This is a genomic window from Bacillus sp. JS (assembly GCF_000259365.1).
Lineage (GTDB): Bacteria > Bacillota > Bacilli > Bacillales > Bacillaceae > Bacillus > Bacillus stercoris.
In genome coordinates this window covers 1,841,876-1,856,089 of sequence record NC_017743.1, presented here as the reverse complement: position 1 = coordinate 1,856,089, position 14,214 = coordinate 1,841,876, and the positions used below count along the sequence as shown (strand labels likewise).

At 46.2% G+C, this 14,214-nt stretch carries 1 protein-coding gene (running past one end of the window); it reads right to left on the bottom strand.

Annotated elements, in window-relative coordinates:
- Positions 1-14,214: the 5' portion of a non-ribosomal peptide synthetase gene (locus MY9_RS09415; RefSeq protein ID WP_014664045.1), read on the bottom strand. Its footprint begins 906 nt before the window's first position; 14,214 of the gene's 15,120 nt are visible here — the first part of the coding sequence; the start codon lies at positions 14,212-14,214; the stop codon falls past the left edge of the window.

The window sequence follows — 14,214 nt, the reverse complement described above, 5'->3', positions numbered from 1 at the left end:
TGCAGTATCAACTACAACACTCGGGCCGCGGACATCAAAAAATTGTGAAATATTTGCCGCTAAATAATTTTGGCCGACTGTCACGATCGGATTCTTAGCATGATCAAGGCTCTCTTCATCAGGTTTGTGCTGGCTTCTGCCTCCAATATAAACGCCTACAGGCTTGCCCTTTATTTCCTCAGGTGTATAACCGGCGTGATACAAGAGTTTCAGACATTCTTCCAATACAAGCAGTGCTTGCGGGTCCATCGCCCTTACGTCTTCTTCATGAAGCAAAAAGAAATCCGGATCAAAATACCTGACGTCATCAATCATGCCGGCATAATATGGCGTCTTGCGGCCCCAGCGCTCTTCCGGAACCGGGCCGATTGACGAACGCCCCTCAGATAGTAACGACCAATAGGTTTCCAGTGTATCTGCTCCAGGGAAACGGCAGGAGAGTCCGACAACAGCAATATCTTCTGCATGAGAGCCCGGTGACAAAATCGCTGGCGCCTGAATCTGAGTGGCAGGAGCTCGATCCTCCACAGGAACAGGTACCTCCGCCTCTATTTTGTTCTCCAAAGGGGCTGATGCATCCGATACCCTGCCTCCAAATAGAGCGGACAGCATTTCGGAATAAGAACCAATCAGCCAATCTGCGAACCTTTGAACTGTCGGGTATTCATATAGAATTGACGGATCGAGCGCTGCTTCTAATGTGCGGTTTATACGCTGGAGCACCTGCGCCAAAATGATCGAATCCACGCCATAATCCTGAAATAACCCGTCAACCTCGAAGTCTTCACGATCTATTCTCAGCTCTTCGGCAAACAAGTCAACAAGCCAGGACTGTGTTTCAGATAATAATCCATCATTTTTGGAAACTGCATCGACATCTTCAATGTCTCTTGCTGACGTGCTCTGTAAAGCAGCTTCCTGCAAACCACCCTCATGCCGTTTTCTCCTCGTCATCAGCAGTTCCGGCTCCCAGTTTGTTTGATTCGCCATCGCAGGGAGAACAACCGGCCCGTACATTCTCGCTAAGATTTGATCGAGAAAACGTAATCCTTCTGAATTCGTAATGCTCAATAAGCCGCTTGCCCGATACGCTTGATTTGTCACTTCACCCATACCGGTTTCTTTCCAGTTCGGCCATTGAACACTGATGATCGGCACATGTGTCTGATGTGCTTCTGCAAAATAATCCATATAGCTATTGGCCATCGCATAGTCAGCCTGCCCCGCCGAAAGCTCGGGAATAATAGCTGAAACAGAAGAAAATGCGACAAAAAACTGTAATGGCTCGTTACACACATGGCGATATAACGTTGTAAGACCTGACACTTTAGGTTCCAGGACCCGCTGAATATCATCGGCAGTTTTTCTGATAAATGCCAGCGTATCCATATCCGTCAGACCTGCACAATGAATGACACCGCCGATCGTCCCTAAGGTTTGCCTGATATGTTGCAGCGTTTGCCCGACCTGAGCATCATCAGATAAAGCAAGGGACAGCATTTGCACCTGCACACCTTGTGCTTCCAGTTCCCTCACTGCCTGGATTTTCTGGGCCACTGATGTGTTCGAGGTGTCAAAACGAGCCCATTCCTCTCGCGGAGGAAGCTCCTCTCGTCCGGTCAGCACCAGCTTTTTCACTCCATAGTGCTCCGCAAAATGTCGGGCGCATAATAGCCCAATGCCTCGTGTGCCGCCTGTAATGAGAAGCACATGATCTTTCGGGAAGGCCGCGTTCTGTTCCGCTTCCTTACCTGTTTCTGGATGAGCTTTTAGAAAAGCTTGATACCGTAAACCATCCCTGTAGCAAACCTCCGTATCATGAGAATCTGAATAAAACTCATCAGCGATCTGCTTCGCGAGACGGTGATGATCAATAATTCCCTCTGCATCCATATGCCTTGAAGTAAGGTGGCTGTATTCGCTTTGAAGCATCCGATATAACCCAGCTCGTGCGGCGCCAGCCATCCGGACGGATGCGTTTTGAAACGATTCGAGCCCCTTTGTCACACAAAGCAGCCTGAGTCCTTCTTTATGCCCGAATTCAACCAGTTTTTGCACCCATTCAATCCAATCCAGCCGGTCTTCATCATGCTCGCCGCAGCCAATGACATCCACTATACCGTCAAACTCTTTCCAATCGATGTCTGACTGATTATTGTCTATCCGGCTCACATCTAATAAGAGATGATTTGGAAAATACGAAGACACTTCTGCTGCTAAATCTGCTGTCTCTCGATTGCTCAGGATAGCAACCATTCTTGTTCCCGGCACCGTTGAGCCAATTGGACTCAATCTCCATTGTTTTGTCAAAAAGCATGGGACGCGGTCTTCACTTGCATTCACCAGTTCTTTCTTGTCCCTTTCTGAATGTTCCTTTGCCGGCACCCAATAGTAATCCTTCGCAAACGGATATGAAGGGAGGCTGATCAGGCGCGGTTTGGTCTCTCCGTATAATGTGTTCCACCGAACGGTGACGCCTTTGACCCATAAATCAGCAAGTTTGGCGTATTTTCTTTTTCTGATCCAAGCTTCAATTGCCAACGCCATATCCTCATCCGCTGTAAAAATAGCCTGGGTCTCTTTATTTCGATGAGACTGTCCCCTGAAGAACCCTTCTGTTTCTTCCTTACCGTCAACAAACGCCTGCAGTTTCTCTTCAAGTTCCTGCATCGTCCCCGCAACACACGCAAGACGCTCATCCATTTCTTCGCGTCCAACTTGCAGGGTGTAAGCGATGCGGTGTAAATCCTGCTCTGTATATTTTTTATCGCGGATCGCTTCAAGCAATTGCGAAGCACGATCTATCAGCCTGTTTTTATTTTTAGCCGATAGCACAATCACGTTTGGCTGTTCTGTAGCCGTGTGTTCTGAATTGGCTTTTGGCATATATTCTTCAATCACAATATGAGCGTTTACTCCGCCAATCCCAAATGAACTGATTCCCGCACGGCGCGGAAGCTCGTTTCCGTCACGATCTGTGACAGCCTTCCATTCCTGTTTTTCCTGAACGATGTAAAACGGGCTGTCAGTCAGCTGAAGATAAGGATTAAGCGTCTCACAATGCAGGCTTTTCACTAACGTTTTATGCTTCATTTGAAGAAGCACTTTGATCAAACCGGATATACCTGCTGCTAGCTCTAAATGACCGATATTGCTTTTAACTGAGCCAATGCCGCAACGGTGATCAATAACATCCAGCTGTCTCTCGTTGGTTAGTTCCTTAAACGCGGCTTTCAGTCCGTTTATTTCAATGGGATCGCCCAATTCAGTCCCTGTTCCATGTGCTTCGATATATGTGACAGTGTTTGGGTCTATGCCTGCTTGTCGATATGCACGCACCAACAGATCAGCTTGTGCTTTCGGATTAGGCGATGTCAGGGTATTGGCTCTTCCGCCGTGATTTTCCGCCGTCCCCCGTATAACACCGTAAATGTGATTTCCGTCGCGCTCGGCATCTGCCAGCTTTTTCAGCATGACCATTCCGACCCCTTCGCCTCTGACATAACCATTCGCATCGGCGGAAAAGGTTTTACACCTGCCGTCTTTGCTAAGCATGCCAGCCTTGCTATAGCTGATATGCGCCTCTTCTGTCAAGATCGTATTCACGCCTCCAGCGATCGCCATCTCACAATCACCGTTTTGCATCGCAGTCACAGCACGGTGAATGGCTACAAGAGAGCTGGAACAAGCCGTCTCGACTGGTTCGCTCGGACCGTGGATATTCAAAAAATAACTCATTCTATTCGGGCCAACCGAAGGAATCATATGACCTGTAGCAGCATGGCCTTCAATTGGAAGATTCGCTCTATGAAATAGATCTTTATAACCGGTGTTTCCCGTACCGATAAAGATACCGGTCCCTGTACCCGAAAGGTTTTGCGGCGAGCAACCCGCATCTTCCAGTGCCTTCCATACGTATGTCATTAACAAGCGCTGCTGAGGGTCTACATAATCAGCTTCTCGCGGCGAAATACCAAAAAACAATGGATCAAACTCTGCGATACCATCAATAAATCCGCCCCATTTGATGTCGGTTTTATTGACGTCAGTGTCTGGGTTTCCATAATGCTCCCGCCAATCCCAGCGTTCTTTCGGGACTTCTGTAATGCTGTCTTTGCCTTCCTCAAGATTTTTCCAAAATTCATCTATATCCATAGCGCCAGGGAATCGGCCGCTGATGCCGACAATTGCAACCGGCTCAAAATCGGCAGCCTGCTTTTTGTTTCTTTCTGCTTTTGCAATATCTGGCTGTGTAAAGCGGCGCTTTCTACGCGATGTGATTTTCGGCGCTTCAGGGGATATTGTTTTTCTCTCTTCCTGCCCCTTTGGTTTTTCTCGCTCCTGAACTAGGGTGTCCTCATATTCAGCAGTCAAATACTCAGCTAGGCTTTGGATGCTTCCATATTCAAAGAAAATGGTCGGCGTTAGCTCCAACTCAAATTCTTCGTTGATCTTGTTTGTAAAGACAGTGAATGTAACCGAATCAAATCCGTATTCACTTAGCTCTGTATTGACATCAATATCTTCGCGATTTACTTTTAAAATCGCACTGACCATGCTGCTTAATGATGCCTCCAGGCTGTTTAAACTGTGCAATGAGTTTGTTCTTTCCTCTACGCCTTTAAAAGTAGCATCTTGATCCCATTCGCCCTGATACGCAGCAACTACATATTCAGCCAGGCTCTGGACACTGCCATATTCAAAGAAAATGGTCGGCGTTAGCTCTAACTGAAATTCTTCGTTGATCTTGTTTGTAAAGACAGTGAATGTAACCGAATCAAATCCGTACTCACTTAGCTCTGTGTGGACATCGATATCGTCAGTGTTCACTTTCAAAATCACGCCAACCATTTGGATTAAGGCTGCTTCCAATTGTCGAGCTTGTCCGTGATCCTGATCCGTCTTTCTCTGATCGTTCCGCTTGGCTTTCGTTCCTGCAGAAAGCAGTTTTTGTTTCATTTTTTGAAGCTGTCCTTCCATCACAAAAACTTGCGGCTTATCAGATGCCATCCCTTGATAAAATGCTTTCAAGCCACTATCTGTCGGCATCGGGACCATTCCCGTCGTTTTCAGCATTCTCTTTTCATCTTCAGCGCCGACTTGCATACCGCCTTCTTCCCACAACGGCCAGTTGAAGGAAATGGTGGAGCCGGATCGCTTTTTAGATGCCGCAAGAGAACGGCGGTACGCGGCAAAGGCATCCATAAACGTATTGGCTGCTGCATAATCGGCTTGTCCAGCGTTCCCTAAACATCCCGAAACGGATGAGAATAAAACGAAAAAGTCTAATTGGAAATCCTTGCTGCATTCGTCCATATGGAATAACCCGCTCACTTTTGGCTGCAGCACTTCTTGAAGCTCTTCATTCGTTTTATGAATGATGAATTGATCTTTAATGCTGCCTGCACCGTGAATGATTCCATTGAGAGTGCCATACCTTTCTTTGATTTCCTCAAAAAGATGATGAACAGCCTGCCGATCACTTACATCAGCCTCTCGATAGACAACCTCCGCTCCGATGCTTCGAAGAGCCTCCAGCTCGTTTTCCTTATCTTCACTTAAAACAGACCGTCCCGTGAGCACAATCGTCGATCGGCCAGTTCGATTGGCAATTTCCTTTGCAAACAGAAGGCCTAAGCTGCCTGCTCCGCCTGTGATAAGATAAACGCCTTCGTCTCTCCACGGCATATGGGGCGTATCAGCTGAAGGAATCGCCATTTCCCGCCAGCCTTTCACAAAACGGTTTCCAGCTTTATATCGAATTTGTTTTTCAAATGGTCTCCGGCTATCGTCTTTCAGCATGAGATGAAGGTCTTTTATTTCTTCAGGTTTCTCAATTTCGATAACCTGAGCAGTCAGTTTGCTAAACTCTATTTCTGCTGTTTTAAGCAGACCGGAAACGCCGGCAAACAATTGCTTCTCTTTTTCTAACGGAACGATCGCTTGAATGATGATGCGGCCTGCAGAAAGCTCACGGAGCTTGCTTCGCAGGAGTTCAAATAGATTCTGCGTGTAACATTGATAACGTTCAGCAATATGTCCTTCAGCTTCGTTCAGAGTAATCACACGGGCATCTTTCATGTGGGAGGCAATGCTGTCTGTGACACTTCGTTCAGTTTCGAAGAGAACAATGATATGCTCCGTGTACGAAGGATCTTCGTCCTCTCGTTCTCCATTCTGTTTTTCCCACACCGGCTCTAGCATTAAGCGTTCGTGCCGTGTTGAAGGCTTTGAAGTATGAACCTCTCCTTCTAATACTCTTGTTGAGAATCCTTTGATCCTGACACATACGTTTCCACTCTCGTCAATGACATCGATATCCGCTTTCTGGACACCCCCCCCGGAGTGGTCGTTGTCACTTAATCGAGCATAAGCCCACATAGAAGACGAACAGCCTTTGATCACCTCAAGCTCTTCAAGCGCAAATGGCAAAATCAGCTTTTGATCCGCTAATTCCTGCATGATGCATATCGTTGCCGTCTGCAAGGCGGAGTCCATGATACTTGGGTGCAGCGCAAACTGTTCATTCGTTCCAGAAACGGTTTCTGGAAGCTGCAGCTGCGACAAAACCTCTCTGTTTCCTATATTCACATTCTTAATTCCTTGGAAGGCCGGACCATGGAACATTCCTCTGCTCCTGCCTTCTTCGTAAAATTGATCGGGTGACATCTCTCCTTTACCGCAGCGGCGTGACATTTCGGCGAGGTCAGCGACCGGCGTTTCGGCTCCAAATACCAGCTCCGCGCTGCCTTGACTATGAATAACAGGGTCGTCCCCGTCTTCCTGTGTACTGTAAATATCAAAAGTGATTTTTCCATCTTCTTCAGGAAAGAGACTGATATCGACTTGAGCTGAATGTTTATCAACCACAACAGGCTGAACCCAGACTGTATGATTCAATCTGATTCTGACATCTTGGGCAATTTCACTTCCTGCCGCCTGGTTTATAGCCGCGTACGCCATTTCAAGGTACGCAACACCAGGAAGCACCGGCTTTCCTCTTACCACATGGTCTCTCAGGAAGAATTCGTCACCAGTGAAAACCGAACTGAATTTCTGTTCAGAAAAATCGGATGTATTCTGATGAAGCAACGGATGAATAGAGCCGATCCCTGTCTGATTTCCGGATCTCTGCGCCACCGGTTTGCGGTCATCCTGTGACGGCCAGTATCGTTCCTTTGCAAATGGATATGTCGGCAGACTCATTCTGTATGGGCGCTCACCTTTGTAAAGCTGCATCCAATCCATATGCGCTCCCTTGCTCCACATGTCCGCAAGCTTGTTTACTTTTCCTTTGGCCATCCACTTGCGGATAAGTTCAGCACTGTCCTCATCCTCCGTCAGCCATGAAACCTCTCTTGCATTGTTCTTACTTCCGTGAAAACAGCCTTCAATCGCTGTTTTTCCATTAATAAAATCTGCGAGCTTCTGTTTTAACCCATTTACATGCTCAGCTATAAAGGCAACGCGATGCTCCATCGCTTCCCGCCCCACCTGAAGGGTATACGCCAAATCAGGCAGCTGGCTGTTCTCAAGCCCTCTTCTTTCCAAATAGGCCAAAATATCTTCTGCATACTCTTGCAGCCTCTCTTTATTTTTCGCCGAGATCGGGATAATGCAGGACTTGTCTATCTTTTTCTGATTTGAATCCCTTTTGAATTGTTCAAAAATGGCATGGGTATTTGTCCCGCCAAGTCCGAACGAGCTAAGTGCAGCCCTATGCGTTTTGATCTCACGGCTTAACGTTTTCTTTTGATCGACGACGTAGAAAGGGGAGCTGGCTAAGTCTGTATTTGGATTCGGCTCCTTATAATTGATACTCGGTGCAAGCTCTTGATGATAAAGACTCATCACGACCTTAATGCAGCCCGCGAGACCGGCGGCTGTATCTAAATGTCCGATATTGGTTTTCACTGATCCAATGCCGCAAAATTGTGTTTTATCTGTATATTGCCTGTAAACGTTCGTTAAAGCCGCCAGCTCGATTGGGTCGCCCAGCTTTGTTCCGGTCCCGTGTGCTTCCACATAACAGATTGATTCAGGCTGTATCTTCGTTTGATTCATGACCTTTTGCACGACGTCAGCCTGCCCTTTGACACTTGGAGCATAAAAACCGACTTTGTCAGCGCCATCGTTATTTACACCTATGCCTCTTAGCAAGGCATAGATATGATCCCCGTCTTTTACAGCTGCAGCAGCTTTTTTTAGCAATACAACAGCAACTCCCTCACCGCCTATCATTCCATCAGCTGAAGCGTCAAAAGCTTTAATATGTCCGTCACTTGAAAAGTTCAGCCCAGGCTGATGCACATATCCAATATTTGACTCGGTATGCAGCGTTGCACCGCCAACTAAAGCATAATCAGATTCACCCGACAGCAGGCTTTTATAGGCAGAATGCAAGCCAATCAGAGATGATGAGCAGTTGGCATGGACGAAAAAGCTTGGCCCTCTCAGTCCGAGCTTATGAGAAATCATTGTCGGAATCGTCCCGCTCTGTGCAAGCACCCACGAAACATAGCCGTCCGGCGTCTCCAGGCTCTCTGTTGTATCTGACGGCAGCAGCGCGCGATAAGAATTATTGCTTGCCGACATAAAAACACTGGTTTGCGGAATATGTCTCGCAGCATAACCGGCATCTTCTATTGCTTTCCATGAATGAGTCAGCAGCATCCGAAGCTGAGGGTCCATAAATTCAGCATCTTTAGGGGAGATTTGAAAGAAGCTTGGATCAAATCTGTCTTTCCCCTCAATGAAAGATTTAGCCGGAACATAGTCGGCATTCTCCGCTATTTCCTTTGAAATGCCAGAGCGCTGAAGCTCTTCTTTACTGAAAAACGTAATGCTTTCCTTGCCGTCTCTGAGGTTCTCCCAAAATTCAGCATGATTTTTTGCCCCTGGAAATTCACACGATATGCCAATAATCGCCACACTATTCTCATAGTAGTCTGGGAGATCACTCATATCGGTAGAATGGGCAATATGAGCTGCTGGCTCTGTCGGCACATGGTCGTTTGTATCGCTCATGCGCTGTTCAGTGATGTACTGGCTGATATTTTTGATCGATGAAAACTCAAACAGGTCTGTGACAGAAAACTCACAGGATAGTTCATGTTTGATGCGGTCAGCCACAGTGACCGCGAGAAGCGAATCCCCGCCCACATCGAAAAATCCGTCTTCCCATTCAATCTCACTCGTTTTCAGCACTTCCTGCCAAATGGCCAAAACAGTATCCTGAATGTTCTTACGTGAGGGCTGCCTTTCCATTAGCGGTTCCCCTGTTACATCGATAGTCTTAAGGCTGTTTCTATCTATCTTTCCGTTCGGAGTTAACGGCATATGATCAAGCTGAATAAAATAAGAAGGCACCATATAGGCAGGCAAAGCGTTTTTTACAAAATGACGCAGCTCTCTCGCTGTAATAGAAGCATTTGCATGTTTAGCTGTATAATAGGCTGCTAGGTTATCCATACCTGCAACCACAACGCATTCCAGAATGCCGGGATGCTCACTAAGCCTGCTTTCAATATCACCAAGTTCAATACGGAATCCGCGGATTTTCACCTGATTATCGATGCGGCCTATATATTCAATTCGTCCTCCCGGAAGCCAGCGGGCCATGTCTCCCGTTCTATAAAGCTTAGACCCCGGCTCAAAAGGATTGTCAATGAATCTCGAATCCGTTAATTCTTCCTTTTTGTAGTAGCCCTTCGCCACACCGTCTCCTGCAATGCACAGCTCACCCGGGACACCAGCCGGAACTGGCGCGAGCTGAGAATCCGTAATATAAATTTGTGTATTGGCGATCGGTCTTCCTATCGTGGCATGAGAGCATTCATCGTGAATGCGCTGAACCGCTGACCAGATTGTTGTTTCGGTTGGCCCGAACATATTCCAGGCTTCGCTGCCCGTATGCAAGAAATATCGTTTTAATGTCTCAGGCAATGCTTCGCCTCCGCATAAAATTTTCACGCTCTCTTCATTTTCCCAGCCTGAATAAAAGAGCATCTTCCACGTAGCGGGGGTTGCCTGCATCACTGTTGGTTTGATCATTCGGATGTCCCGTTTCAGTTTTTCAACGTCTTTTGTATGCTCCGTTTGACAAATATAGCAGTGTGCGCCTTTTATTAAAGGCAAAAATAATTCCAGAGCGGCGATATCAAAACAGTAGGTTGTAACAGCAAGCATTTTATCCTCTGGCGTAAGACCTGGTGTTTCCCCCATCGAAACGAGAAAGTTTGTTAAAGCTTTATGCGGTATCATGACACCTTTTGGTTTTCCTGTACTGCCAGACGTATAAATGACATATGCCAAGTTTTCCGGTGTGACAGTTCGTGTAAGCACTTTTCGATCTGAGGCTGTTTGAGCAATCTCACCCCAATCTTGATCTAAAAGAACAGTTTCGACACCGTTCCAACTCAAAGTATTTACTAATTCTGCTGTCGTCAGTGTAATGAAAACTTCACTGTCCTTTAGCATGTATTCCAATCGTTCAGCCGGATAGGACGGGTCTAGCGGCACATATGCTCCCCCGGACTTAAGAATCGCTAATAATCCCACTAGCATCTCTAGCGATCGATCCACATAGATTCCCGCCAGACGGTCCGGACCCACTCCATGCGCCTGCAAATAAATGGCGAGCTGTGTGCTTCTTTCATCAAGCTCCCGATACGTCAAGGTTCGGCCTTCATAGCTGACAGCTGCTCTATCAGGCGTCTTTTTCGCCTGCTGCTCAAACAACTCATGAAAACATGTATATGGATACGTTTTGTCAGTGGCGTTCCATGTTTTAAGAATCATCTGCTTCTCTGCCTCAGGTAATAAAGCGTACTCTTTTAAAGGCTGAGAAGGATTCAACATCGCCTGCTCTGTTACATAAACAAACTGGTCGAACATGGCGGATATCGAAGCCGCATCAAACAGAGCTGTATTGTACTTGATGTTCAGCTCCATTTTTTCTTCTGTTTCCCACAGCTCAAAAACTAGTTCATATTCGCCCTCTTGATGAATACAATCAACGAAATCGACAGAAAAGAAGTCAGCATAGCGGCTCAACATGCTTTGATAGCTTCCGGATTGAAGAAAATTCTGATAGAAAAAAGCAGTTTGAAATACCGGTGAACCTGCTTGACTCCGAGGAATATGCAGATCCCTCACCATTTTTGGAAAAGGATAAGCTGCATGATCAAGCCCATCCAATATCGTTAATTGCAATTTTGAAATAAAGCCAGAAAAAGTGTCTGCCGGGTTCAGCTCACTCCGAATCGGCAGCATATTGAGAAAATGTCCAATGGCATCATCAAATCTTTCCTCCGGCCTCACCATGGCCGGCATGCCGACGATCTGTTCCTTTTGCCCGGTGTAACGGCCAAGCAGCATCATATAGCAGCTTAAGAATACCGTCGTAACATTTACAGAATGCTCTTTCGCAAACGTCCTTACCTGATTCATGAAGCCGCTGGACAGCTGCCGGGTGTATGTATCCTCTTCAAACTCAGAATCGCCTGAACTTGCGCTGACCTTAGGCAATTTAAGATTCGGCAACGTTCCCGATAGCTGTTTTTGCCAATACGTACGATGCTTTACACCGTCTTTGCCGGCAAGCATGTTTTTCTCCCATGCCGCAAAATCTTGATAAATGACAGGAGAAACAGCTGTATCCGGCTGCTGTCCTTGTAAAAGAAGCTGATAGGTATCAAACAGACTGCGCATCAATGTGACAGACGAAACTCCGTCAAAAATCAAATGGTGAATGACAACTAATAGAAAATGCTCTTGTTCAGATCTGGAAAAGCTCATGACACGCACTAACGGGCTGTTTTCCTTTACATACGGTTCCTTTACTTTCTTTCTAAGAAAAGCAGGAATATCAGACTCTTTCATACTTGAGATGTTTTCTGTCTTGATTTCAATTGAAAGCGCTGGCTCATTTTTCAGAAATGGCACTCCGTCTTTCTCTTGGATGACGTGCTTTAAGATTGGATGCTGATTCAATACAGAGTCGAAAGCCTGCTGTAATGTTTTAAGGTGAAGCCCTGATGAAAATCGAAAACAGAGCGGTACGTGATATGCACTTTTTTCGGGTGACATTTTTTGCAATGTCCATAATCCTTTTTGAACCTCAGAGAGGGGCTGAAAAATTGCCTGACTCCTTTCCGGTTCCGTTTTATATGTGTCAGTGCCCTTTTTGTCAGCAGACAAACTGCTGATGCCTTCATGTTCAGATATATAGCTGGCTAAGCGTTCAATTGTAGGATATTGATGTATCTCTCTGGCTGTAAGTTTGATTTGATAGTGTTTCTCGATCGATCGAATGAGCTTCATCATCTTGATAGAATTCACACCAAGACTTTGGATATTTGCATTTGGCTCCGCCCAATCGCGGGAAACGTGCAGTTCCTCAGTCAAACAGGTGAGCAGATGCTCCTGTATTTCTTCCCTTACTCTTTTCACATGGTCTGCTTGCTGCATCTCCCCGTCCTGGACCGCATTTTTCATTTGGTTGGGTTTATGAAGCAAGTGGTCGAATTCTCCATTTTCAAATGAAGTTTTCAGCTGGGTGCGCTGGATTTTTCCGATAGCCGTTTTTGGTATCTCTTCTTTTTGTACAGGCAGCAAATATTCTGGAGTGACTCCGATCACCTGCGAGACATGGGATTGTATGTTTCTAAGAAGCTGAGACATCTGCTCATCATTTAATTTTGCGGAAGTAACAAAGAAGATAGCCAGCTGATCTGTTGAATTCTGGCCCAAACGGACAGCGCAGGCAGCAGTATAAGAAGTTTCAATTTGAGGTAACTCTTCAACTGCAGACTCAATCGCATGACTGTAATAATTAATGCCATTAATGATAATTGCATCTTTCGTACGGCCTGTTATCGTTAAGCGCCCGTTTCGCAAAAAACCAAGATCTCCGGTTTCAAACCAGCCGTCTTCTGTAAACACACTCTCATTCAAATCAGGCCGCTTGTAATAACCGCTAGTAACAGAAAGACCCGAAACTTGAAAACGGCCGATCTCGCCCTCTTCAACCAATTCATTATGGTCATTCACAATTCTCATAGAGAAGCCAGGGATTGGAGAGCCTATTTCAACAAAATGATCATCATCACTTGTTCCAGCCCGGGTAAACTCATGAGAAAAAATAACGCCTGATGAAGTTTCGGACATTCCCCATGCAGGTCGGATGGCGTCAGCAGGCAGTCCATGAGGTTCTAAAAGCTCAAGTATTCTGCGCCCTACCTTGGCTACCATTGCTTCACCGCCATTTAGCATGTACCGCATTGAAGATAGATCCCATTTCCTATTTTTTATTTCTTCTGCAAAATCAGTGACAAGACCAAACGCAAAATTCGGCGCCCACGTAACAGAAGCTCGGTAATGATCAATCCAATCCAGCCATTTCAACGGCTCCATTAAGATCGTTTCGCTTGAGACGTTAATTTCCTGACAGCCAAGATAAACATCTCGCAAATGCAGCATTCCGATGCCTCCGACATGGTCAAACGGCATCCAGTTAAACGTAATATCCTCTCTGGTGAAGCCTTGCATTTGAATAATCCCTTTCACCATGCTCATAATGTTACGATGATTAAGCATCACTGCTTTAGGTGTTCCCGTACTGCCTGAAGTCAGCAATAAAAGCGCTAAGTCTTCGGGACTGGCTTGATGCCAATCTGTGTCCGCTTCAGCGCTGAGCAGATCCTCCACAGCAATCGCCCTGAACCCTTCAAGCCCTTGTTCTTTTGCCCAATCAAGCATTTCCTGGTACATCCCCCGGTCTGTAATGACCGCCGGCTTGTTGAGAAGCGTCCATGCGTCTTTCAGCTTTTGAGTGCCGCTGCTCGATTCAGCATACGTTGGCGGAACGGCTAATGGAGCCGGAACAATCCCTGTTAACACACACCCCCAGAACGCAGGGAGAAGCTGTGAATTATCACCAAGCTGCAAAATCACGTTTTGTTTTGCTTTCAAACCTGATTGGCGAAGTCCCTTCACAATGCGCAATCCATCATCCCATAATCGTCTATAGGATTGGTAAACTTCAGTTCCGTCCGGCTGCAAATAAATGATTCCCTTTGTATCTCCAAGCTCCGCAGCCGTTCTGTATAAAACTTCAGGTATTGTTGACGGCTGCTCTTCAGATATATGTAAAGGCTCACCATGACTGACAGAAGGATTAGCTAATAGGCGGATATTATCATTATTTCTCAT